At 37.7% G+C, this 25,295-nt stretch carries 23 protein-coding genes; 14 read left to right on the plus strand and 9 right to left on the minus strand.

Going from position 1 to position 25,295, the window contains the following annotated elements; all coding sequences use genetic code 11:
* Positions 1 to 34: 34 nt before the first annotated feature.
* Positions 35 to 208 carry a hypothetical protein gene (locus GMB86_RS15670; RefSeq protein ID WP_230458966.1) on the minus strand — a complete coding sequence of 58 codons (174 nt, stop codon included), beginning with the start codon at positions 206 to 208 and terminating at the stop codon, positions 35 to 37.
* Between GMB86_RS15670 and GMB86_RS02550 the strand changes: the two genes are divergently transcribed.
* Positions 194 to 394 (plus strand): hypothetical protein, encoded by a 201-nt coding sequence (locus GMB86_RS02550; RefSeq protein ID WP_230458967.1) that lies wholly within the window; start codon positions 194 to 196, stop codon positions 392 to 394. The two genes, GMB86_RS15670 and GMB86_RS02550, sit on opposite strands and share 15 nt — an antisense overlap.
* A gap of 46 nt (positions 395 to 440) precedes the next feature.
* On the opposite strand, the gene GMB86_RS02555 is transcribed toward GMB86_RS02550, so the two are convergent.
* From GMB86_RS02555 to GMB86_RS02570, 4 genes are all read right to left on the minus strand, one after another.
* Positions 441 to 1,586 (minus strand): ABC transporter permease, encoded by a 1,146-nt coding sequence (locus GMB86_RS02555; protein WP_155216528.1) that lies wholly within the window; start codon positions 1,584 to 1,586, stop codon positions 441 to 443.
* Between the two features lie 20 nt (positions 1,587 to 1,606).
* Complete coding sequence (locus tag GMB86_RS02560; protein WP_155216530.1) at positions 1,607 to 2,527, minus strand: ABC transporter ATP-binding protein; 921 nt, start codon at positions 2,525 to 2,527, stop codon at positions 1,607 to 1,609.
* Positions 2,528 to 3,328: 801 nt separating this feature from the next.
* Positions 3,329 to 4,615, minus strand: a complete 1,287-nt coding sequence (locus GMB86_RS02565; protein ID WP_155216778.1) for an amino acid permease — start codon at positions 4,613 to 4,615, stop codon at positions 3,329 to 3,331.
* A gap of 332 nt (positions 4,616 to 4,947) precedes the next feature.
* Positions 4,948 to 6,123 carry a glycosyltransferase family 2 protein gene (locus GMB86_RS02570; protein WP_155216532.1) on the minus strand — a complete coding sequence of 392 codons (1,176 nt, stop codon included), beginning with the start codon at positions 6,121 to 6,123 and terminating at the stop codon, positions 4,948 to 4,950.
* Between the two features lie 272 nt (positions 6,124 to 6,395).
* Here GMB86_RS02570 and GMB86_RS02575 point away from each other — a divergent pair, with 272 nt between their 5' ends.
* The 5 genes from GMB86_RS02575 (at position 6,396) to GMB86_RS02595 (ending at position 11,648) form a co-directional block, all read left to right on the plus strand.
* Positions 6,396 to 7,427 carry a mannose-1-phosphate guanylyltransferase gene (locus tag GMB86_RS02575; RefSeq protein ID WP_155216534.1) on the plus strand — a complete coding sequence of 344 codons (1,032 nt, stop codon included), beginning with the start codon at positions 6,396 to 6,398 and terminating at the stop codon, positions 7,425 to 7,427.
* Positions 7,428 to 7,595: 168 nt separating this feature from the next.
* On the plus strand, positions 7,596 to 8,249 hold the full coding sequence (locus tag GMB86_RS02580) for a DUF1796 family putative cysteine peptidase (RefSeq protein ID WP_155216536.1): 654 nt from the start codon (positions 7,596 to 7,598) through the stop codon (positions 8,247 to 8,249).
* A gap of 134 nt (positions 8,250 to 8,383) precedes the next feature.
* Positions 8,384 to 9,349: a GDP-mannose 4,6-dehydratase gene (gene gmd, locus GMB86_RS02585; RefSeq protein ID WP_329602718.1), complete on the plus strand. Its 966-nt coding sequence runs from the start codon at positions 8,384 to 8,386 to the stop codon at positions 9,347 to 9,349.
* Between the two features lie 43 nt (positions 9,350 to 9,392).
* The gene (locus GMB86_RS02590; protein WP_155216537.1) at positions 9,393 to 10,343 is read left to right on the plus strand and encodes a GDP-L-fucose synthase family protein; all 951 of its coding nucleotides are present in this window, start codon (positions 9,393 to 9,395) and stop codon (positions 10,341 to 10,343) included.
* 57 nt (positions 10,344 to 10,400) lie between these two features.
* On the plus strand, positions 10,401 to 11,648 hold the full coding sequence (locus tag GMB86_RS02595; RefSeq protein WP_196220104.1) for a glycosyltransferase family 2 protein: 1,248 nt from the start codon (positions 10,401 to 10,403) through the stop codon (positions 11,646 to 11,648).
* A gap of 220 nt (positions 11,649 to 11,868) precedes the next feature.
* Here GMB86_RS02595 and GMB86_RS02600 read toward each other — a convergent pair whose 3' ends face one another.
* From GMB86_RS02600 to GMB86_RS02615, 4 genes are all read right to left on the minus strand, one after another.
* Complete coding sequence (locus GMB86_RS02600) at positions 11,869 to 12,483, minus strand: hypothetical protein (protein ID WP_155216541.1); 615 nt, start codon at positions 12,481 to 12,483, stop codon at positions 11,869 to 11,871.
* 64 nt (positions 12,484 to 12,547) lie between these two features.
* The gene (locus GMB86_RS02605) at positions 12,548 to 14,923 is read right to left on the minus strand and encodes a glycosyltransferase (RefSeq protein ID WP_196220105.1); all 2,376 of its coding nucleotides are present in this window, start codon (positions 14,921 to 14,923) and stop codon (positions 12,548 to 12,550) included.
* Positions 14,920 to 15,828, minus strand: a complete 909-nt coding sequence (locus tag GMB86_RS02610; RefSeq protein ID WP_155216545.1) for an NAD-dependent epimerase/dehydratase family protein — start codon at positions 15,826 to 15,828, stop codon at positions 14,920 to 14,922. Before GMB86_RS02610 ends, GMB86_RS02605 begins: the two co-directional genes overlap by 4 nt.
* A 132-nt stretch (positions 15,829 to 15,960) precedes the next feature.
* Positions 15,961 to 16,812, minus strand: coding sequence for a hypothetical protein (locus GMB86_RS02615; protein WP_155216547.1), 852 nt, complete (start codon positions 16,810 to 16,812; stop codon positions 15,961 to 15,963).
* Positions 16,813 to 17,206: 394 nt separating this feature from the next.
* Here GMB86_RS02615 and GMB86_RS02620 point away from each other — a divergent pair, with 394 nt between their 5' ends.
* The 8 genes from GMB86_RS02620 (at position 17,207) to GMB86_RS02655 (ending at position 25,265) form a co-directional block, all read left to right on the plus strand.
* Entirely contained in the window at positions 17,207 to 18,397 is a 1,191-nt protein-coding gene (locus GMB86_RS02620; protein WP_155216549.1) for a UDP-N-acetylglucosamine 4,6-dehydratase family protein, read from the plus strand.
* A 61-nt stretch (positions 18,398 to 18,458) separates the two neighbouring features.
* Positions 18,459 to 19,469 carry an NAD(P)-binding domain-containing protein gene (locus tag GMB86_RS02625; RefSeq protein WP_155216551.1) on the plus strand — a complete coding sequence of 337 codons (1,011 nt, stop codon included), beginning with the start codon at positions 18,459 to 18,461 and terminating at the stop codon, positions 19,467 to 19,469.
* A gap of 165 nt (positions 19,470 to 19,634) precedes the next feature.
* Positions 19,635 to 19,994 carry a DUF2642 domain-containing protein gene (locus tag GMB86_RS16060; protein ID WP_155216553.1) on the plus strand — a complete coding sequence of 120 codons (360 nt, stop codon included), beginning with the start codon at positions 19,635 to 19,637 and terminating at the stop codon, positions 19,992 to 19,994.
* Positions 19,995 to 20,008: 14 nt separating this feature from the next.
* Positions 20,009 to 20,221, plus strand: coding sequence for a hypothetical protein (locus GMB86_RS02635; protein ID WP_155216555.1), 213 nt, complete (start codon positions 20,009 to 20,011; stop codon positions 20,219 to 20,221).
* 110 nt (positions 20,222 to 20,331) lie between these two features.
* Positions 20,332 to 21,216, plus strand: a complete 885-nt coding sequence (locus tag GMB86_RS02640; RefSeq protein WP_155216557.1) for a sulfite exporter TauE/SafE family protein — start codon at positions 20,332 to 20,334, stop codon at positions 21,214 to 21,216.
* A 563-nt stretch (positions 21,217 to 21,779) separates the two neighbouring features.
* Positions 21,780 to 22,577 (plus strand): N-acetylmuramoyl-L-alanine amidase, encoded by a 798-nt coding sequence (locus GMB86_RS02645; protein WP_155216559.1) that lies wholly within the window; start codon positions 21,780 to 21,782, stop codon positions 22,575 to 22,577.
* A 241-nt stretch (positions 22,578 to 22,818) separates the two neighbouring features.
* Positions 22,819 to 23,907 (plus strand): branched-chain amino acid aminotransferase, encoded by a 1,089-nt coding sequence (locus tag GMB86_RS02650; RefSeq protein ID WP_408033823.1) that lies wholly within the window; start codon positions 22,819 to 22,821, stop codon positions 23,905 to 23,907.
* A 197-nt stretch (positions 23,908 to 24,104) separates the two neighbouring features.
* Positions 24,105 to 25,265 carry an aminotransferase A gene (locus GMB86_RS02655; protein WP_155216782.1) on the plus strand — a complete coding sequence of 387 codons (1,161 nt, stop codon included), beginning with the start codon at positions 24,105 to 24,107 and terminating at the stop codon, positions 25,263 to 25,265.
* Positions 25,266 to 25,295: the final 30 nt, after the last annotated feature.

Consider the following 25,295-nt stretch of genomic DNA (forward strand, 5'->3'; position numbering starts at 1 on the left):
AGAAGCAATCCAGTGTTGAAGCGAAGTGGCGCAATTAGGTCTCGAAGCGGCGCAATTCAGTGCTGAAGTGGCGCAATTCCGTTTCGGGGTGGCGCAATTCCATTTCGAAGTGGCGCAATTCCATTTCGAAGCGGCGCAATTCCGTTTCGAAGCGGCGCAATTCGGTTTCGAAGTGGCTCAATTCGGTGTTGGAGTGGCGCAATTCCATTTCGAAGTGGCGCAATTCCATTTCGAAGTGGCTCAATTCGGTTTCGGAGTGGCTCAATTCCATTTCGGAGTGGCGCAATTCCATGTCGAAGTGGCGCAATCCCATGTCGAAGTGACGCAATTCAGTGTTGAAGTGGCGCAATTCAGTCTAGAAGACGTGCAATTCAAGTTCAACACAGTATGTTGAAAAAGATCCTTACCCAAAAACGGACAAGGATCTTACATACAATGGACTATTTTACAGCTGAGCGTAAAAATGCCTTATACCTTGTTAGAGCAACGATAATTCCTATGATACCAAAGGCAATTAAAGCAGCAAATGATTTCCATAATCCAGTTACAGGGATATCTCGTACGATGACATCAAGGAAACCTTGTTGAGCCCAATATTGGGGCGTAAATTTGCCAATGACTTGAGCAAAACTTGGTAGCATATTGGATGGGAACCATAATCCTCCAAGCATCGCGCCACCTAAAGCGATGAATTGTGTCATGCCAATGCCCTGATTCTCATTTTTCACAATAAAGGAAAGGGCGACGCCGAGACTTGAGCCGCATACCGCAAGAGACACGATCAGCAAGAAGATACCGACAAAACTTCCAATGTGCATGCCGTATACATAGTGACCGAAACCAATAAGCACAATACATTGGATCATGATGGTTAAGAAATGGGGTATCCACATTCCGAGTAAATAACTGAGTGGATTCACACCTGTGCTTTGCAATCGGCTTATCATACCGGACTCTTTTTCTGTAAAAAATCGCTTGATGACACTAATAAAGATGTAGAAAGCAAACATCACGGTGTATCCTGGAACCATTTGGCTCATCATATCGACGTTATGGGAATTTTCTTTAACAGAATCAATATTAACCGGTGACTTCATAATGCTTTTAATTTGATCGTCTGTTTTCCCATCTTTGGCTAAAGTACTCACAATTTGATTCTCACGGTATTGATTGGAAAGATTTTTTAAAATGGCTTCGATTGATGCCGTTTCGTTGCTGACGGCAGCGTCTTGATAGAAACTGATTTTAGCCTTATTTTGTCCTGATGTAAGCTGCTGATTAAATCCTTCTGGAATCACAATGAGTGAGTTCAACTTGCCTTCTTTAATTTGCGAAATCTGTTGATTCACATCTTTATTATTTAGCTCAACATCAAAACCTTTAATTTTTTCCATTTGGGAAATAAATGTTTTTGAAGCAGCTGAATGATCGTTATCTGTCACATTTACTGTAACGGTAGAATCTCCCGCTTGGTTAAAAATAGTTCCAAAAATGATGATAAAAGCAAGTGGCATAACAATGAGATAAATCAAGTTTGCTTTTTCTTTAAACATTAATTTCATTTCTTTTAATAATATGTTTTTCATTTATCGTATCCCCCTTTCTATTAATCTCGTAGTGTTTTTCCTGTTAATGATAAAAATACAGCTTCAAGTGATGGCTTTTCGATTTCCAAACGGTGCAAGAGTATCTTTTTTTCTTTTGATATGTGAATAATTTGTTCCATTAAATCAATCGGAGCAGCTGTTTCGATAATAAGTCCTTGATGGTGAGAATGAACAGCTTCTATGCCAGTAAGTTTTTCTGTTGGGAAGCTTGTTTCACTTTCCATATAGATTGCTTTACGTCCATACTCCGTAAACAAGTAGTCTAGTGTCCCTTGGGTGACAACTTCTCCTTTATCAATAATGGCAATCTCATCACATAGAGCTTCAACTTCTTCCATGTAGTGAGTAGAGTAAATAACTGTTGTCCCTTGTTCCTTTAGCGAACGAATCATATCAAATATGTGATTACGAGATTGGGGATCAATCCCAACAGTCGGTTCATCTAGTATGAGCAGCTTAGGGTTGTGGAGGAGGGCAGCAGCAATATTAATGCGTCGTTTCATCCCGCCTGAATAGCTTTTAACGGTGTCTTTCGCACGGTCAGTTAATCCTGTTTGTTTCAAAACATCATCTATGCGTTTTTTAAGTACATCTCCATCAAGCCCGTAGCATTTACCGAAAAAAGAGAGATTGTCATAGGCACTTAATTTCTCATATAGAACAATATCTTGTGGTACATATCCGATGTGTTGAAGGATTGCTTTTCTATGTTTGAGAGCATCTTTTCCAAACATAGAAATATTGCCACCATCAGAGGCTAGCACACCCGTTAGAATCTTCATCGTGGTTGACTTCCCCGCACCATTTGGTCCAAGAAGGCCAAAGCAGCTCCCTTCTTTAACAGAAAAGGACACACCGTCAAGCGCTTTTTTATTCTTGTAAACCTTTTGTAAGTCCTGAATTTCTAGCAGAAATGACATGAATGACGCCTCCTATTTTTATAATTTAATATATTTTTCAAGAACTTTTGCCATTAAAATTAGGTTCGTTGTGATCGTTTCAAAACTTATGGGGTTTGATTGAAAAAAAGATTGAAAAAGTCCAAAATAGCCCTTAATTCTAAAAAATTAAAAAACGCCCAAAAAAGTCCCACAGTAACTAAAAGAATCCTAGAAAAGGTTTTAAAGAAGACTGTCCTAGAATTCCGACGACAAGCCCTAGGCTCAGCATGATAGGAACAAATAGAATAGGCTTAAATAAACGTGATGAGGAAATTGATTCACTATATAAAAGATAGTATGAAATCCACCAAGAAATAAGTTAAATCCGAATTAAAAAAATATTTATTTCATTTCTTTAAATATTGAAACAATCCTTGGAAATTACGATAGTTCTTTCTTTTTATCAAAGGATTGAATTATATATATCCTTTTGTAAAGGAAAGAACGGTCCTTTCTAAATAATCAGGACCGTTCTTTTTATCCTCTTATCGATTCTTTGGATTAAGAAATTCATTTCTTTGCAATCTTACGCAATAAGTACAATGCATAAATAATTGCAGGTATAGATCCGATAAATAGAATTAACTTAATTACTCCAAAGATAAAATAAAAAGGAGATATAGTTATATCCATATTTTTAATACCCCTTCAATTAAATTGGTTCCATCTTCACATGAATATCTTTGGTTAACGTAGCCTAATAGTACTTCTTATACTGATATATCCAGCATTGAGAGAACCAGTTATTTTATAAGTTGGTCTCCGACTCTTAACTCTGTCTCACGCCCTTGAACTTTTTATAAAAAACGAAAGGAGTACAAGAATAACCATAACGATCAAACAAGTGATTGATCCGACAAAATTGGCTTTATTCATAACAAATGAGATAAAAATGCCTAATAGGGCAAGAAACCCAATCACGGTTGTTACAGGGAAGAACCACATTCTAAAATAAGGGCGAACCGGATAAGAGGGACGCAATTTCATCTGTGCTAAGCAAATGGCCATCCACACAATCATGATAGTGAAACCAGGGATACTCATTAATTCATTAATAATAGGGCCATTGTATAGATAAGCAAGGTAAACACCAACAATTAAGAAGACTGAATTAAGTATAATAGCCCCAATCGGTACACCGTGTTTTGAAATTTTCAAAAGGAAAGCAGGAGCTTCACCTCTTTGTGCCATGGAAAAAAGTGTTCGTGATGTCGCATAGACACCCGAGTTGGCTGCAGAAAGAACCGCTGTAATCATGACGAAATTCATAATATGGGACACACCTGGAATACCAATAAGATTGAAAACTTGAACAAACGGGCTGCTCTCTAAGCTAGATACCTTGTCCCATGGAATAAGTCCACAAATAATGATAATTGGAACAATGTAAAAGATTAGAATCCGTCCAATAACTCCCTTGATGACTTTTGGTAAGATTCGTTCGGCATCTTTGGCTTCCGTAATTGTCAAACCGATGAGCTCTGAACCACCATAAGAGAACATGACAACCAAAAAAGCATTCATAACGCCGCTGAATCCATGTGGGAAGAACCCGCCGTGATCAAAATAATTAGATGAAGGATGAATATGGTGAGCAGGTACAATCCCAAAAAGAATCGCTAATCCAAAAATAATAAAAGCTATAATAGCAAAAATTTTAATTCCAGCAAACCAGAATTCAAACTCACCATAATATTTAACATTAAAAACATTAACGAGAAGTATAGCTAGGGCGCAAATGAGCGAGAGCCCCCAAAGTGGTACAGCCGGGAACCAATATTGCAGAAACAGTCCTGCTGCGAGAATCTCAACAACGGTTACAATAATCCAGTTGATCCAATAGAGGTAACCCACGATAATCGATGCCCTAAAACCAAAGGCTTTATGAATCAAGTGCTGAATATTAAGCTCAGGATAGACCACCGCCATTTCAGCTAATGCCACCATTACGATAAATAATAGTAATCCACCAAGTAAGTAGGCGAGGATAACTCCGGGACCTGCAATGTTTAACGTATCTCCCGTTCCTTTAAAAATCCCCGTGCCAATCATTCCACCAAGGGCCATCAGTTGGATATGACGGGGCAAGAGACCTTTTTTTAAGTTCTCATCTTTTCTTTCTTTTTTCACCTTAATAAACCTTCCTCTCAGATAAAAAAATCTTTTCCACTATGTGTCGGGAAAGAATTGAAACGACCTTCATTGAAAAATAAAAATAAAACCTTACTGAATTTTCAGTAAGGACGATAGATATGATGGTATCACCCTAATTGCTAAAAACAGTTCTCAACAAGTGACTTGGTGAAAATTATACGTGTTTTTTAAATGAAGTCAAGTTTCCTCTTGAGTTAGGCCAAACCGACTTATCTAAGCTTGTTTAGCAGATTTTGGATGAAAGTTTAAATAGGTCTATTTTGTTTTAACCATGCTTTCACTTGTCGATGACTCTGGTTCACTTGTTGTAAGAATGCATATTCTTGAACGGATAGAGGATATATATGATCTAAATGATATGTTGAAGGATCTAATTTTATCGAAAGGGGTTGAATGTTAGAAGATTTCTGCATTACTTTTGATGGGAGAGTGAGAATAAATGAATCCTTTGTTATAGAATAACTCTCAACTAATTCGCCCTTAAAATATATCTTGAGGTGACTGTCACCTGATTGAAGTAAAGTCCCTTTAATACCCAAGGCAGAGAGATTAGAATTTACAGAAAGGTCATAATGGTGGTTGTTTATATCTATCTCTTTACATAAAATGTCGGATTCTGACAAAGAAGAGGGAAAAAAACCATATTTCTTCATCTGTTCTATCCACCAAATTTCTTCTTTATTACTATTAACTTTAATAAAATCGGCAATCATTGTATTAGAGATTTTTCCATAATTTTTTAAACCTGCTTCAATGCATTCAACTACACCAATCTTTTCCCAATACAAGGCGCTTTTCGAATGATCATGGATTCTCGCATTGGCAAGATAATCATTTAGATAACCAATAGGATATTTTTTAGCCAGTCTGATCCATAGGTCATAATCCATGCAAAAAAAGAAATTTTCATCAACCCCGCCAACATCCTTAAAGGCTTTCCTTCTAATAAAAGTCGCAGGCTGACAGATGATGCATCGTTCAAATAAACGTTGAGGTGAATAACACTCTACAGGATAGTCATGGAGAATGTCATTATTTTGATTTGTGGCATACGCTTTTCCATAAACCATGGCCCACTCTTGATGTTGGACTAGCGATTGAACCCCTTTAGAAATAGCTCCCGGTAAGTACGTATCATCCGAATTTAACCAACCTATAATGTCTCCTTTCGCTATTTTTAACCCTTTATTAATCGCATGAGATTGTCCTTGATCTGGTTCAGAAATGAAATGAAAGCGTGGATCATCCCGATAACTTTTTAAAATGGTTAATGTTGAATCCGTTGATCCTCCATCAACAACAATATGTTCAATATATGGATAGTCTTGATTTAAGACACTCTCTATCGTTTCTTGAATAAATTCGCCTTGGTTATAAGAGGGTGTAATGATCGTAACCAGAGGCATAAACTTAGGATCCATGAAATTTCCCCCTCAGAGCTGAAAAATAATGGATAATTCCTATTTCATTTATATGTTATTTATAGAGAAAGGTTCTATGAGGACCAGCCTTCCACAGGATGTGGTGGCCATATCATTTGGTGCTTTTTGAACGACCTCTACCTCTATTAGATATATAACTAAATTTAACTAAATTTAACTAAACTAGTTAAGACTCTATGCGACATATCATCCGCATGCATATATATGAAGGTATAGCATCAGAAATGGAATAATTTGCGAGGTGTAAAATATTGAAAGTTGTCATAATGGCAGGTGGTATGGGTACGAGATTTTGGCCCTGGAGTGTCAAAGATAGACCAAAACAATTCTTGCCGCTCATATCCGAAGAGACCATGTTACAACAAACCTATCAACGTTTTCAAAACTGGTTACCCCTAGACAAAATTTATATCGTTACTTCAAAGGAATATGTTCCTCTAGTTGAAGACCAGCTTCCTAATTTATATAAAAGCCAAATGATCGTTGAACCCCTCTCTCGGGATACGGGGCCTTGTTTGGCATTAACGGCCTTACGTCTCTTAGAAGAAAATGATGAACCATTTGCTGCAGTCCCTGCAGATCACTATATACCCGAAGAGTCCAGCTTACCAAAATTATTTCAATTAGCAGAGGAAGTAGCCGAAAAAGGACGGTCTATCGTCACTCTTGGAATCGAACCAACACGACCAGAGCCTGGTTACGGTTACCTACAAGTTGAGGAAGGAGACTACCAAAGCAAAGTACTACCCGTCAAAAAGTTTATAGAAAAACCAAATAAAAAGAAGGCAAGAGAATTATTAAAGTCAAATCGTGTCTATTGGAATAGCGGGATTTTTATCTGGAAGCCCTCAACCATTATCTATTATATGAAAAAATTCCAACCCAAAATGTGGCAAATATTATCACATCATATGGATGACTTGGAACAGGCTTATTCAAAAATAAGAAAAACGTCGATTGACTATGCCATATTAGAAAAGGCAGCGAGTGTCTATACCATTCCATCGCATTTTAAATGGGATGATGTTGGTAATTGGAGTGCATGGGAGCGACATCATCAAAAGTCTGAGCTAGGTAATGTGGTATCAGGTGATGTTTATTTACAATCGACGAAGAATTGCAGTATTAAATCAGAAAAGCAGAAAACAATCGTTATTGGCGTGGAAGATTTGATTATCGCTTCGACGGATGAAGGGTTGCTTATCTGCCATAAATCACAAGAACAGAAAATAAAAGAAATAATAAAAGAAATGTCTAAAGGAAAAGAAGATCAAAGTGAATAGGTGTTACTTGCGTGAAACTTTCATCAGTGAAGGCGGTCATTCCGTATGGGTCCGACCTATCCATTTTTACGGGTCATGACGTTTTCAAAGAGATAGTGTTTTATCGGTTCAATCAGTAGAGTCTTTACTAGCTATAATGCGGGATAACTAAAAAAGGTGGAATGGTCATTGAAATTAAATGATATTAAAGGATCTTATGATGTCATTGTAAGTTTAGGATTTGCTTGTAACCCTGCTATGAAATTAAGAGAACACAACTTGCGAACCTTTTCCAGCCCGTTGGATTGGTGTGTGTCACATGACTTACATGATGTTAGCAGGTTATTTAAAAGTAGATTTAAAGATTATATGAAACTTGAAAACATGCGTTTAATGGAGGGGTCTAATCATATTTTATTAGATGAAGGGACGTTCAAACCTATTAAAACGTATTACGTAGAAGATACCTATTATCACGTTATTTCTGTACACGATTTTCCGATCCTTCCAAATCAAGAGTGGTATGCCACCTATCCTGCTTTTAAAGAAAAATTGGATAGGCGAATAAATCGGTTATTTAATAAGCTTGAGAGAAGCGAAAAGGTCTTGTTTATCCGGTGGAAAGGAAGTTATGAGAATAGCCTTGAATTACAATCTGTTCTCTCTGAAATTGTAAAGGGACAGTTCACTATTCTTATTCTTAATCCGGTTGATGGCTTACAAGGAATTGAAGAGGTAGATTGGGGATTAAACGGTATTTGTGCTGTTAATGTTCCTGATATCCCATTTGACGATACGACATGGAATGCGATCCTAAATGGAGTATCCTTAACTAATGGATGAATATCAAAGGTTAGTGAAAAGACTATTAAAAAAATTTGAGACTTTCACGATATCGGTTATCCGTCCTGTCACTTCTTTAATTTATGCATATCATAAACTATGTCTATTGAAATAAAAACAATGGAGATGGTTGTGTGAAATCAGCGCTTATAACAGGTATAACAGGACAAGATGGTTCCTATTTGGCAGAATTTCTTCTCGAAAAAGGTTATAAAGTATACGGATTAAAGAGAAGAAGTGCCATCCCCAATCTAGAAAATATTCATCATATTATAGATAAAGTGACATTAATTCCCGGAGATCTCCTCGATTTATCCTCATTAATTCAAGCTATAAAACTAGCCAATCCAGATGAAGTCTATAATTTAGCTGCACAATCCTTTGTTGCTGAATCATGGCCAGAGGCGATCTATACAAGTAAGGCGACGGGCTTGGGAGTTATAAATATGCTTGAAGCCATTCGTTTAACCAAACCAGATATTCGTTTCTACCAAGCATCAAGCAGCGAAATGTTTGGTAAAGTCGTTGAAATACCTCAAAAAGAAACGACCCCATTTTACCCTCGTAGTCCCTATGCCGCAGCGAAGGTCTATGGTCATTGGATTACCGTCAATTACCGAGAAAGTTATCACATGTTTGCTTGTTCTGGGATTCTTTTTAACCATGAATCCCCACGACGAGGGATGGAGTTCGTGACTAGAAAAGTAACTAACGCGGTTGCAAAAATTAAATTAGGATTGCAGGATGAACTTAAACTAGGGAACCTTGATGCGAAACGGGACTGGGGATTTGCGGGAGATTACGTAAAGGCGATGTGGTTGATGTTGCAGCAAGAAAAGCCAGATGACTTTGTTGTGGCTACTGGAGAAACACATTCAGTGAGGGAACTTGTTGAGATTGCCTTTCGTTACGTTGGACTCGATTGGAAAAACTATGTTGTTCAAGATCCCGCTTTATTTCGCCCAGCAGAAGTGGATATATTGCTAGGAGATCCCAAAAAGGCAAAAGAACAACTTGGATGGAAACCGGAAGTCTCGTTTGAACAACTTATACACATGATGGTGGACAGCGAGTTAAAGAAATTGAAAAAAACGTCATGATATCTCATATGAGATCGATGATAAAAAGAAGGGTGCCACAGATATGGATATAAAAAGTAAAAGAATCGTGGTCACAGGTGGAGCAGGCTTTTTAGGGAAACATGTCGTTAAACGTTTAAAAGATGAAGGGTGCAAGTTTATTTTTGTGCCAAGAAGCAAAGATTTTAATCTAACGAAAGAGGCAGAAATTATCCGGATGCTCCATACCTTTGATCCTGATATTGTTATTCATCTTGCAGCTGTCGTTGGAGGCATTGGTGCAAATCAAAAAAATCCCGGTAAATTTTTCTACGAGAATTTAATCATGGGAGCACAATTAATGGAATTATCACGAGTCTATGGGGTAGAAAAGTTTGTGGCTATTGGTACCATTTGCTCCTATCCAAAATTCACCCCTGTGCCATTTTTAGAAGAAAATTTGTGGGAAGGATATCCCGAAGAAACCAATGCCCCCTATGGATTAGCTAAAAAAATGATGCTTGTTCAATCTCAAGCCTACCGTGATCAATATGGATTCAATTCTATTTTTCTTCTACCTGTGAACTTATACGGACCAGGTGATAATTTTGATTTAGAGACGTCTCACGTTATTCCGGCCATGATTCGAAAGTTTGTTGAAGCAAAACAAAATGGAGAGTCAAAAGTTACCTTATGGGGAAGCGGCCAGGCAACCCGTGAATTTCTCTATGTAGAAGATGCAGCAGACAGTATCGTACTAGCTACGAAATATTACAATCAGTCTGACCCAATCAATATTGGTTCAGGACACGATACATCGATTAAAAAATTGGCAGAGACCATTCAGGTTTTAACCGGTTTTGAAGGTGATGTGGTTTGGGATACGAGTAAACCAGATGGACAGCCCAAACGTCGATTAGATGTTCAGAAAGCAAAAGAGGCCTTTGGATTTACGGCCAAAACAAATTTATTAGTCGGCTTACAAAAAACGTTGAAATGGTACTTAGATGAAACGAAGATTGACTTAAATAAATGAACATGGATGTATAAGGTTAGTCATGCATCGAATTCAATTTTGTGGGGAGGGAACACAATGGTTGATGACAAGAATCCATTAGTCAGCATAATTACCCCGTCATATAATCAAGGTTCATTTATTGAAGAAACGATAAAAAGTGTTATTGAGCAAGATTACCCAAATATTGAATATATCGTTGTCGATGGTGGATCGACGGACAATACCATAGAAATATTGAAGAAATACGAAGCAAGTGAGCCACGGTTCAGATTTATTTCCGAGCCTGACCGAGGCCAGGGAAATGCGCTAAATAAAGGGATGAGTATGGTTAAGGGGAAAATTATTGGCTGGCTAAATTCAGATGATACCTACTTACCAGGAGCGATTCAACGAGTTGTGAGTGAGTTTCTGAAGGATCCCCATGTTGGGGTGGTTTATGGTAAAGCTCATCACATTGATGAAAATAACAAGATCATCAATCGTTATCCAGTCAAAAAATTTCGCAAACTAGAAGACTTTTTTGATTTTAATATTATTTGTCAACCTGCAGCCTTTTTTCGAAAAAAGGCTTTTCAGGATGTATCAGGAATAGATGAAGACCTTTACTTTACACTGGACTATGACTTATGGATAAGAATAGCTCAAAAATATCCAATGACATATATTAATTACGATTTGGCCAACTCTAGATTACATCCGGAAGCAAAAACGATCGCTGATTCTCTAGATAAAGGATTACCTGAAATCCTTCGTGTGAGCCAAAAACATTTTGGAACAGTCTCAAACAATTGGTTATACCATTATCTGACGCATCATCGTGATGTCGGAGTGAACTGGTATTTAAAACTATTTAAGCAATATGATCTTTTGGGAGAAAGCCCAAAAAATATAACAGCGAGTGACATATTCAAAGATCGTTGGACAGGCCCCGAGCTTCAATTAACAACGACACACACGGATAAAGCTAATCTATTAAAGTATATTTCTATTGACGGAGAAAATATCATTTTTAATGAGCTAGATTTTACCGTTTATATCAATAAGAAATTAACAGGGAAATTTAAAATGAAAAATAAAGCGTTTCATCTACTATTTCCGATTGAAACGGATCAACCCGCTGTCATTGATATAAAATGCAGGCAACGAACTATACCAGCCAAAACGGGTCTTAATTCAGATACTCGAACACTAAGTTATAGAGCGTTGAATGTGGTGCCCATGTCTCAATTTGAATATGAATTTTATAAAGCCTTTCATAGAGGACCCAAGCAGGTTTGTCAATGGCTATATCTTAACAGAAACGTCTCGCCAAAGGTTATCTAGTCGTTTGAAGATAAGGTGGGAAGTCGGCCATTGCCTATTATAAACAGATTTATTTAACTAACAAAAAAATAAGAGGGGCTATCCAAAAAATCCGTTACCTGACTTTTTGGATAGCCCTTTTCTACATCATCTGTTTCTTTATTCAGCAGTATACGTCATTTAGTGTAAAAATCAATCAGAGGGAGATACAACAGCCCTTCTGATTGATTTTGCTTTTTCCTCAACTAGTGATGATCTCTTCATAGAGTTGATTGGCTAATTTCATTTTTTCCTCTAGTTGGGGAGTATGGAGTTCAGAGCTTAATGACTCTTTTAATTTACTTCTGGATTGGGTTGGCATGGGGCGTTTCTGTTCGATTAATTGATGGTCAGTTTCAAGAATTTCCATTTGTTGATCCATGATATGAAAAATTCGATCTGTATTCTCTTTCGTATGGTTAAATGTCATAAAACCGGTGTTGAATTTTTTATTTACAAGATCGATGCATTCACCAAAATCAGTTGTTACTGTTTCAAAAGGCGCAACCACGCAACCAGATAAATGAGGTTTGACCGTTGAATAAAAATCAATATACATATCTAAAGCTCTCTCAACGGGGATATTAGCATAAATAGCGAATGATAGGATAGCATCCTCTGGCCTTCGAATGAGTAACATGACAGGCATATGGTTTTGAACACCAAAAATAATGAAATTTGGATCATGACTGTGGTGTCCAACGTCCACCTGTTTAATTTGAGCTTCTTCAAATGCACAAACAGAAAAGGTATTAGCGGATCTTGGAAAACCGTCAATAATAATGTCATAATCCTTTGAAAATGAAAAATTGATCATAATTTCGTTCCTCTCTCGATTGTTTAAATCATGGGGCCTTTCCTACCCGTTAATACGTATAAATTTAGAAATGATCATTGATCCATTTTATAGCATGCTTTGAACCTTTATTAAACGCCTTATAAAATTGAAATTCCGGGTAGGATAAAGCTAAGCACTCATCAGCGATGAAACTTAATTCTCGTGTATCGGAGCTATTTCGCCTATGAGCAGGCACCATCCTTTCTTTGGTAACAATGTCAACAGAAAATGAAGAATGATCCGAGTTAATAGGAATTTCCATAACTAAATCTCCATGTGAATGAGTGAATGTTTTGATGAGTTGACCACTACTATAGACATTTATGTTTAATTGATCGAATGATAGATTCTTCCCTTTTAGGATCAAGGCATGTAATGGATTTTGTGGGTGTATGGTTAGATTGATGTGGAAGTTAGGCGGAGCCCAATGATCTGAATAACGATTGTCATCCTGAATAGTGGGTGTATTATCAAATAAGGCATAATCCTTGAACAGTTTTAAAAACCAAAAAACACCAGGATCTCTATAATGTTCTATAAAATGATTAAGCCATATCTTTGAGACTTTTCCATAATGTTTCAAGCTTGTTTTTATGATCTCAGGGAATCCAACGTGAACGAACTGGCTTCCTGTTTTACTAGCGCTATACCATCTGGAATTTGCGATAAAGGAATCGATTGAGCCGATTTGATAGCCGTTTTTTGCAAGCCTGATCCATAAGTCGTAATCCATACAAAATTGCAGACTTTCATCCACGCCGTTAACCGCATCAAAAACCGATTTTTTAATAAAGGCGGAAGGCTGAGAGATCGGACAGGTATCAAACAATGTAGTTAGATCCATCTTTTTTGTCGGATAAGGGCGGATAATGGTATTTTTTTCGTTTGTAATATAGGCGTTCCCGTAGATCATATCAAGTTCCCTATGTTGGTTAAAAGCTTTAACCATGCGATCAATCGCTTTTGGTAAATAAGTATCATCAGAATTCAACCATCCAATGATTTCACCTCTCGCCATCTTGAGACCTTTATTAATTGCTTCTGACTGACCTCGGTCGGGCTCAGAGATAAAACGAAATCGTGTATCTTTTTCGCTCCACTCTTTTAAAACGTCTAAAGTTCCATCAGTTGAACCACCGTCCACCACAATATGTTCGATATTCGTATAGTTTTGGCTGAGGACACTTTGTATGGTTTCTTGAATAAATCGATTCTGATTAAAGGAAGGTGTAATAATACTAACTAGCGGAGCAGTGTTGTGATGTTTATATCGTTGTATTGAATCAGTTGCAATGTCTAGAAAGGTATGGGCATATTGTTCGATGAGTGCGCGCGATTCCTGTTTGGCTCGTTCTTCTTTTGGTTTATCTGGTCCTGGACTCGTACTTAGGGAAAGATGGCTTATTTTTTCGACTAGATCTTGGAGATGATGTCTTTTAAAAAAAACACTATGTTTTGGATGTTGTTCCTTATTAACATCTAAATCGGAGAGAAGCAGGGGTTTACCTAAAGCACGGGCATCTTCCACAACAGTGCTCCACCCTTCAAATAGAGAAGGTTGAACGACAAATTGACTTCTTCGAATGAGCTGGATTTGGTCATCTCTTGGAATACGTCCTAGTATAAAAACCTGATCTTCAATTTGATTATCTTTTATTAATGTTTGAAGGGTTGAAAAATAGTCTTTAAACCGATAATCTGACGTCGCTCCTGTACAGACAAGGTTAATGGGCTTTCCAGATGCTTTTAAGCTTCCGATAGCCTTAAATAACAGCTCATGATTTTTATGTTTCCAAAATTGATTGCAACAAATGATATAGTGATCTGGCAAATTGTATTGCTTTTGAATATCAATCGGGTTTGTTTTATACCATGCATCATTCGGTAGTGTGTGAAAATGCAAGACCTTCGTCTCTGCATTACTGTCGGGATAAAAGGTTTTGAAATCCTTCAAAGCGTCGTGACTGCTTAGTACAACCACCTTTGATTTATAGGCCAGATCAGAATACATTTGATCTCTTGCTAGGTACATTTCTTTAGAAAAAAGGTCCGGTAAATGGCGATGCTGAAAATCAGGAATCCATGCAGCGTGACAATCAGACATTGGGATAAAGGCAGGAAAGTAAAAATCGATAATATGAAACAAGTCATTCGTCGTTTGACAAGAAATAAAGTGATCAAGAGTTTGACGAACGTTTGGCGTTTCTTGACCGAGAAAGATCACATCATGAAATAAAGATATAAAAGGTTTGTGAAAATGATAGGAAGTTAGCGAATTAGGCGTGACGATAAGATACAATTTAATAGATTCTTTATTTGGTAGAGTAGAGATGGCACGGGTAAGTAATTCAATATAAGAAACACCACCCATCCAATCCTCTCCCCCAATGATTGGAAGACCAATTTTTACCTCGTTCAAATGTGAGTCCCTCCTAAATACCATTTACAATACTTCTTCAAGCCTTGTTCGAGTGTCATTCGAGGTTTAAATCCATAGTCCTTTAGTTTGGTTGTATCTGCTTTCCACTGACTTGGATCTCCTTTTCTCGTTTTACCGATATATTGAATATCGGCAGAACTTCGAAGATACGTTTTTAACAGAGTCACTAAAGTCGAAATAGACACTTCTTCGCTAGTAGCTAAATTAAATGTTCCTGTGATCTCTTTTTTTATGACAAGTTCGATCGCACGGCAAATATCAGAAACATGAATGAAATCACGACTTTCAGATCCATTTCCATATACTTCGATAACTTTATCTTGACTGGTTAACTTTTGACACAAATCATAAACGACTTGTTTTTTTAGCCCTTCCCCGTAAGCAGAAAAAATTCTAAATATCGTTGATTGGAGGTTATAGATCTCCTGATACTCTTTGATCAGCATTTCACACATCAATTTATGATAGCCATAAGGTGAAATGGGCTGACAACGATCGCTTTCTTTTATGGGAATAGATGCTGGATTTCCATAGACTGCCGCACTTGATAGATAGATAAATTGGCAAGACCTTGAGTATTTTCTGATAGACTCTAGAATAAATCCGCAGACATCCACATTTTTTTGAAAATCATAATAGGGTTCGATGATAGAGTCAGGTACAGACGAACTGCCGGCACAATGGATGACGACATCGGGTTGAGCTATTTTTAAAATGTCAACGAGTTTCTGGTCTGGTAAAGATACATTGTATACTTCATTGATTGTTCGCATCTTTATTCGTCCAACACCAATGACGTTATAACCTAGATTATCTAAATAGTTTGCTAGATGATAGCCTAGGAACCCCCCAACACCTGTAATGATAACTGTTTGTCGGTTCATCTTGATACTCCCTTCTTATCATCATATTTTCTTATCTCTTTATTTGTGAGGAACAATGAGGAAAACGGGTTTTTGCAATCAGAAAACAAAAAGAATCCCACAGGAGTGGAATTAAAGGAATCGCATCTTTAGTTAGACTGAGAGCCATTTACAAGTTTCATAATTAAAATAGTAAGGCCCCATGAGTTGATTCGATAAAAGACTTGAGAAATAAGGGATATACTTTTTGGAGTCTCCTTGGAATTGAAGTGTATTACATCTAAAGAATGTGTTTGTTTCCTCTTGTTTACAATATAGTTGGTGGTTTAAACAATAAACCTTTTTGAATTGTTGATGCATTTCAAAGCCTTGAGATCCCTTTATATTGGCACAAAAAAAGGACCCATGATCTGGCACACCAATATTTCGATAACTCGATAAATTTTGCATGATAAAAAGACTAAGAAGATCCATATCACTAATTCCTGCTCGGTTTTGCTGTAATAGTTCAGTATTTTTTATCTGTATTTTTTTAAACAAATCAGCATCCACGTAACAATTTTTCAAAAATAGACAAAGCTTTTTTAGAATGTCGTAACGATTAATAAAAAAGTCACAACCCGTTCCTAGGAAGGAGGCAAATTGAACATCGGCATAGTTTTTAAGAGCGAAATCACCAACATTAAGATATAACATATTGTCTGAATCTTGATAGAAACATTGCTTTATAGCCTTTTTCCTCATAAAACTTTCAAGTATAAACCATCGTTCAATGCAAAATAATTCATACTTAGCGTCTCTTTTACTCAAATGTTGATAAACTTTCCTGAATTCGAGTGCCGTATCAGAAAACTCAGAGAGGTTATAGTGCTCAACAAAGGGATACTTATTATTTGTTTCATCACCTAGTAATATGACTTTTGGATTGTAAATTTTCGCTTGGTATAAAGTCGACTTTAACCAATCTGGATTGCCATAGTGGATAAAAATGACGGGATATGTCATCCGTGATCTCCTTTCAAAACACTCTTTTATTCTATTTTTATGCTCTGGCAAGAAGTTCAGTGTTAAAAAGTAGCTATTGTTCAAAAAAGGGCTACCTATCCCGGACGTTGTCCAAGAGGATCTTCAACTAAAATCGCTCACGTCCTTCGGCTGGCGCCTAAAGCCACCACATCCTTTGGAAGGCCGGTCCTCAGGAACTGCGTAGCTCTTCTTGCTTCTAATTTGTTACCTTTTTGAACACGCACTAAAGCCATCCACAATCAAACCTTTAAAAAACAATTAAATATCCCAAGACATTTATAAGCTACAAATATCTGGTATAGAACATAGAATAAGAGTAATAGATTTCTAAAATTTATCTATTCTACTAATTTGAAAGAAGGTTTTTACGTTAATGAAAAACCGGGCACGATTTTCTATCTTAGATAAGACTCTGTTGACCGGTAGCGGTTTGTTATCCTTACTTTTATCGAGGCTAGGACGTCATCCGACTCGTCTACAAACAAAAGGTAAAAATTCAGGTGATGTTGAACTGGATATGAATAAATTGTTAGGAAGAGCCATGATCAAACCAACACAGAGGATTAATGATTATCTGACGAATAAGACCATCCTTATTACTGGCGCAGGTGGTTCCATTGGTAGTGAGTTGGTTAAACAAGTTGCCAGTTTCACCCCTAAATGTGTTGTTTTGCTTGGTCATGGTGAAAATAGTATTTTTAATATTAAACAGACACTTGATCAAAAGTATCCTCAAATTAAATTCCACTATGTCATCGCAGATATTCAAGATAAACCACACCTAGATTACATTTTTCAACAATACAAACCGGAGATTGTCTTTCATGCGGCTGCTCACAAACATGTCCCTTTGATGGAAATGAATATAGGTGCTGCTGTTCGTAATAATATCTTTGGTACAGATAACTTAGTAAAGATAGCCGCAAAATATCACGTTGAACGGTTTGTCTTCATATCGACTGATAAAGCCGTGTACCCCGTTAATACAATGGGTTTGACAAAGCGGATCGGCGAGTTATTGGTTCAAACAATGGCAGAGAGAAGCAAGACAAAATTTTCTGTCGTAAGGTTTGGTAACGTCTTGGAAAGTCGAGGGAGTGTTATTCCGATATTCAAACAACAAATCGCCTCTGGAGGTCCAGTAACCGTAACGCACCCTGATATGGTGAGATATTTTATGACGATTCCGGAGGCGGTACTACTCGTCCTAGAAGCGGGAGCCTTGTCTAAAGGCGGAGAAGTGTTTGTTTTAGATATGGGGAAACCGGTTAAAATTGTGGATCTTGCTAAAAATCTGATTGAACAATCAGGATACAGACTAGATAAGGATATAAAGATGGCGTTTACAGGTATAAGGCCAGGAGAAAAGTTAAATGAGGTTTTGTTCTATGAGACAGAAAAGATTAAAAAGACGGATCATCCCCATGTTGTGATTGCTATTCCTAATAAAAATAAATCGTTGAATATAGACGAGGCATTGGAATCGATAAGAGCCTGCCTACTCGATTCACCTGAGCAATTGCATGACATGTTAATCTCAATTGTCGAGAAGGCAGGCCAGTAGACATTTTGAGCCTGCCGTTGGTCTAAGTTTTATTCTAAGAAAAAGAAGGTGACAAAAGAGTATGATAGACAAAGAACTAGCTCGTGAACTAGCAAGTCTATCAGATAAAGGCGTTAAAACCGTAGCTACGATAGGAATGACCTCAAGGCCATCAGCCCATTTTACAGTATTGCCTAGGCGTCAGGCGTGTGGATTTGAATTTATCAATGTCTTAGTTTCGAATGAGCAAGCAGCTGTACAATGTATGAACTATCTTGATAATAAAGTGAACTACATCTTTGTTGATGTCGAAGCAAAGAAAAATCTCGATCTTGAGAGCTTAGCATACAGAGTTATAAAGCAGTCCACAATCGTCCCATATAAACCAAATGATGTGACCTTAGAAGCGTGTGATCAGTTCTTATTATACTATTTCGGGCATTCTGTTAAAAATAAAAAGTTACTCATCTACGGTGCGGGAAATATCGGCGGGAAGTTAGCCTTACGTTTGGCTGAACGTGGAGCAAAAGTATCCTTGTATTCAAGAAATGGTGAAAAATGTGACTATGTGACTCATGCTTTAAACTTGCTACTTCCAAAATACTCGCCAAATAAAATTGAGGCAATGAAAAAAATAGACGATCAGTCTAACTTTTTTGATGGGTTGATTTCATTTGTATCAGCTGAACAAGTAGTCGGTGAAGAGATGATAAACCTATTGAAAAAAAACGCTTTAGTTTTGGATGGTGGCATCAATAATTTTACCCCCCAATTTTACCAACAATCATTCACAAAACTATTACACTGTTATCGATTAGATGTTCGAATAGGGTTTCTTTATTCCCTATTACCTCTAAGTCCATATATTCGAGATTTCTTTAAAAGTGTACAAGGAAAGTCAATGATTGAAACGATTCCAGTTGTTTCTGGCGGTGTCATAGGCAGCGAAGGAGACATTGTTGTGGATAACGTTAATTTTCCTCGTCAATTGATTGGCATAGCCAATGGTATAGGAGGACTAAAGAATAAAGAAGAGTACACGCCTGTTGATTTGCAGAATTTAAAGCTAGTCCAGCGTCATTTACAATCTTAATAGGGTTAAACCTAACCTCTCATATTTAAAACTATCAATCTGTTATACAAAGGACGTTCGCATATTTATAGTAAATTAATTCAAGTGTCATGTACGCTAAGAGATTCTGCATCATATTTTAAAGTGTAAGGACAAAATAAATTTTTTACGGAAAGGACGATTCAAGTGGCTCTAACAAGAGAACAAAGATTAGAGTTATTGCAAAGACTTCTTCGGTTATCTCAGTCTATTGGAAATACGACGAGTAGCTCTGGGGCGGGATTATCAATAGACACTCCAATATTTGATTTGAACTTTGATTTAAATATTCCAGGTCTCGGTGGTGGTTCTACTCCTTCAACACCATCCACAATACCAGCTCTATTAGCAACTTTGGTTAATGAACAAGTCGTATTATCAACCCCAGGCGGTACAGTTTCGGGGACATTAATTTCCGTTCAAACCGATTATGTTGTTGTCGTTCAAGCTGACGGAACCTTAAACTTAGTCCCTCTCTCGAAAATTCAAACCGTAAGAGAACTATAAGGAGGTCATAGAATATGTTTGATAGTACTTTAGCAGCAGAATTAGCTGATCGCGTAGGTTCTAGAGTTGAAATTACACTTGATGATGAAACCGTCATAGAGGGCATTTTGTCGACAGTGGTAGGCGATTTATTAACAGTGATCGAAGTCTCAACTTACGGTCCTGGTGTTGCCGTTAACATTTCTATTTCAGCGGTTAGCATTATAAGCTTTCCACAAGCTGCATAATAGTGTAAAAGATCAATCCCCTCCTATCTTTAGGAGAGGATTTTTCTTTTAATCTTCCTTTTTTAAAGAGAAGAAACAGGATGGCTAATTTACTTATCTTGGAGGTAAAAATGCAAAAGATCATCATTTTTGCTTTTATTGGATTAATTGCACAACTGATTGACGGATCATTAGGTATGGCCTATGGTGTTTCATCAACCTCCCTTTTACTAGCCTTTGGCATAGCGCCAGCAGTGGCTTCGACTTCTATCCACATGGCAGAAGTTGTGACAACGGCCGCATCAGGAATTTCTCATATTAGATTTGGGAATGTGGATCGACAAACCGTTCTGAAATTGACCATACCAGGTGCGATCGGAGCTTTTATTGGTGCATGTTTTCTAAGCGGTTTACCTGGCCACATGATTAAACCTTACGTATCTCTATTTTTAATAGTCCTCGGCTTATATGTTCTCTTTCGGTTTATTTTTTATCAAAAAAAGAAACAAGAGAAAGAATCGATTAATTTAAATAAGAAACAATCCATCTCCATTGGGTTCATTGCTGGATTCGCCGATGCCACAGGTGGAGGGGGATGGGGACCACTAACCACGCCCATTCTATTATCTAAGAAGGGAACATCCGTTAGAAAGGTAGTAGGTACCGTCGATACAAGTGAATTTGCTGTTTCGGTTGCGGCTACGGTTGGGTTTCTAATTTCACTCGGTTGGAAGGAAGTGGATTGGAAATGGGTCCTCGCTCTTATGTTAGGTGGACTAATCGCTGCTCCTATCGCGGCTTGGTTAGTACGAAAATTACCATCTTATTTGCTTGGTGTTCTTGTAGGTGGACTCATCATTTTAACGAACGTTTGGACATTATTAGGGACTTGGAAAGTCGATGAGATGTTAATACTTGGGGTTTATATCGTTTTATTGGTCGGTTGGGGATTTGCCATCGTGTATGCCTATAGAAGACATAAAAGACATCGGGATGATGAACACTTGAATTCCTAGTATTTTTGCATGCATGAGTAAAAATGTATCCCGCCACATCAAAGGAGGATTGCGCCACTTCGAAGGGGAATTGCGCTAAATCAAAGGAGATTGCGGCACTTCAAGGAAGAATTGCGCCACTTCAAAGGAGGATGGCGGCACTTCGAAGGAAGATTGCGCCACTTCGAAGGAGGATTGTAATAACGGCGAGTATTGCCCCCCACCTCAAGGTAATGAGTGCAAATGAGTGTTTCTAGGTGGGATGAAGAAAACACCCTCTGTTGAAGTTTCACTTTACAATAAAAATCAAAAATGGTTAGAGATCTTTATTATTTAACAAACTATTCACCCTAATATGGCTATAAAGTGAATCCTGCGACCCATACCTCTGCATTCGGGTGCGATTATGTTAAAGTGTAGAAAACCGCGATTTGTTTGTTTCAAAACTGTGCCGCCTTGAACTTCTTGCTTCTAATTTATCACCGTTTTTATTTCATCCTCTAGCACATTAACACAAGCGATATTGAATTCAATTCATAAACTAATAGTAAGACAAACTATTCCCAAGAGGAGAGGATATGTCGATGGTATTAAAATTATATTTAGATCCTGGCCACGGCGGAAAGGACTTGGGTGCTAGTGGCAATGGATTACAAGAAAAAGACTTAACTCTACAAATTGCGCTTCGTATACGAGACATCCTGAAGAATGAGTATACGGGACATTCTATAAAAATGAGTCGAACAACAGATACGTATAGGGCACTTAGCCAGCGTACGAATGAAGCCAATAGCTGGGGAGCCACGTTCTTTCTAAGCATCCATGTTAATGCTGGTGGAGGAACAGGTTATGAAGACTACGTTTATCCTGGGACAGGAAGTCCAACCACAACTTACCAAAATATTATTCATCAAGCCGTGATAGGCTCCACACGATTTAAAGATAGAGGAAAGAAAACCGCCAATTATCATGTCTTGCGTGAATCATACATGCCAGCCCTCCTGACAGAGAACGGTTTTATTGATCGTGACTCCGATGCAAATAAACTTAAACAATCTGACTTTATTGAAAAAATCGCCCGAGGTCATGTCAATGGTCTCGTTAAAGCTTTTCATCTTTCTAGAAAAAAGGGAGCAAATAAAGGAAAAGCTTCGGCAAGGACTTCGTCAAGGAATTCAAACGACAGATCCTTTAGAGTTCGTGTGAAAGTACAAGATCTTTATTATTACAATAAACCTGATTGGAAGGCAAAAGTAGGACTAGTTCATAAAGATGAAGTATTTACGGTAGTTAAGACCTTAAGGGTCAACGGATCCAAAATGTATAAGCTCAAAAGTGGCAACTTTCTCACTGCGAATACAAATTATGTAGAAATCTTATAACCCCTAATTGTTTAGACGCACGTTTATGAATAAAGCTTGTGTTCATAAGCGTGTTTTTTTAGGCATTAGGCATGGCGGTTCAAATTGGAAACAAACCTACAAACTTATTGGAAAACGCTTCATTGCCAAAACTCTACAATTTCTTCACAAAATAGTGACAATATTCGAAAGATCACTAGAAGTTTTTTACTGGTCTTGCTATAATGTATGTTAAACATTGAAGACCTAAGGAGATGTCATGATGAGTAAAAAAATAGAGATCACTTTGACGACACAAAAGAAAGATAAACCAGACTATAACAAACTAGGATTTGGCAGATACTTTACGGATCACATGTTTGTGATGGATTATCATACGGATAAAGGGTGGTACGATCCACGAATTGTCCCTTATGAGCCAATTTCCTTAAGCCCATCCTCCATGGTATTTCACTATGGTCAAGCTGTATTTGAAGGTATGAAGGCTTATCGCACGGAGAAAGGCCAAGTTCTATTATTCCGTCCTGATAAAAACCTTAGTCGCCTAAACACATCAAACGAACGATTAGACATACCAGCCGTCGATGAAGCGTTTGTGATCGATGCCATTAAGAAATTAATTACGGTCGACAAAGAATGGGTTCCAACAGCAGAAGGACAGTCTCTTTACATTAGACCATTCATCATTGCTACAGAACCTTATTTAGGAGTCAGACCTTCCTCTGAATATAAATTGATTGTGATCTTATCTCCTGTAGGATCTTATTATGGAGACCAATTAAAACCCGTTAAAATCTACGTTGAGGATGACTATGTTCGCTCAGTCAAAGGCGGCGTTGGTTTTACCAAAACCTCAGGGAACTACGCTGCCAGTTTGAAAGCTCAAACAGAAGCAGAAAAAGTCGGCTATGCCCAAGTTCTCTGGCTAGACGGTGTTGAGAAAAAATATGTTGAAGAAGTGGGCAGCATGAACATCTTCTTTAAAATTGATGGTGAAGTCGTTACTCCTGCGTTGAACGGAAGTATTCTTGCGGGTGTGACACGTGACTCCGTTATTAACTTATTGAAACATTGGGGTGTTCCAGTTTCAGAGAAGAAAATTGCCATCGAAGACATCTACGAAGCATCTAAAGCTGGCAAACTTGAAGAAGTTTTTGGAACAGGAACAGCGGCCGTTATCTCACCGGTTGGCGAGTTGAAATGGGAAGACCATGTGATGAACGTGAATAATGGTGAGATTGGACCGATCTCTCAAAAACTCTACGATGCCATTACAGGTATTCAAAGCGGTAAAATAAAAGATGAGTTTGGTTGGACTACTGATGTTGAAGAGTTAGCAACAATAAAATAAAGTAAGATCATCATACAAGTAGATCCCATCCATATAAGAAAATAACCCTATCTATGACCTTGAGGTAACCTCAATGGATGCATAGATAGGGTTACATTTTTTTAAAAGACAACACCACTGCAAGATGAAGTCATGATAAAATAAAGGTAAATAATATAGAAAAGAAACAGAAGAGAAAAGGGCAAAGGATGATCATATTGGAACACCTCGTGAATGAAAATGTTAAAGCAGTTCAAGTTAGTGGTATTAGACGATTTACTCAGCTCATGGCTAAATATCCAGATGTCCTATCTCTTACGATTGGACAACCTGATTTTAAAACACCAGAACATGTCAAAGAAGCGGCCAAAGCAGCCATCGATCATAACCATACAGCTTACACCGCCATGGAAGGCGTGCCAGAACTTCGCGAAGCGATCTCACAGTTTGCCTTAAAGAAATACCATCTTCATTATGATCCGGAATCAGAAATCATAGCAACGATTGGGGCAACTGAAGCGCTAGATATCACGTTTCGTACTTTTTTAAGTCCTGGAGATGAAGTGATTATTCCTGCACCGGCTTATCCAGGCTATGCGGGACCGATTGAATTATGTGGCGGGGTTCCTATTTATGTAGATACAACTCAGACAGATTTTAAAATTACAAGTGAACAAATAAAAAAACATCTATCTAACCGGACGAAAATGGTGGTCATTCCATATCCATGTAATCCCACAGGATGTGTTTTAACAAAAGAAGAACTCGATGATCTTGTGAGTGTCTTAAAAGATGAAGATGTGATTGTTCTCTCTGATGAAATTTATAGTGAACTTACATATGGGATAAAACATCTGTCAATTGCAGAATACCCAGTCATGAAAAAGAAAACAGTCGTGATAAACGGCTTATCAAAATCCCATGCCATGACTGGCTGGCGAATGGGGTATATTTTATCTGATAAAGACTTAATTAAACACATCATTAAATCGCATCAATACGCGGTGACATGTATTTCAAGTATTACGCAGTATGCCGCTATTGAAGCTTTAACAAATGGAATTAATGATGCCGAACCTATGCGGCAATCATATGAAAAAAGATTAGACTATGTACTTGAACGATTGAAAAATATGGGTATCGACACCGTTCGTCCACAAGGGGCCTTTTATGTTTTTCCTTCAATTAAAAAGTTCAATTTGACCTCATTTGATTTTGCTCACCAGTTACTTGAAAAAGAACATGTCGGTGTGATCCCTGGCGATGCCTTTTCCCCACTTGGAGAAGGTTATATCCGTATCTCATATGCTTATTCACTAGAAAAGCTACAAGAAGGGTTGGATCGACTCGAACGATTTATTCAAACATTAAAGAAATGAAAAAAGAGGGGATTAGGTAAAATATCTAAT

Origin of the sequence: Terrilactibacillus tamarindi, from assembly GCF_009718825.1 — a bacterium.
In the GTDB taxonomy this organism is placed as follows: Bacteria; Bacillota; Bacilli; order Bacillales; family Sporolactobacillaceae; genus Terrilactibacillus; species Terrilactibacillus tamarindi.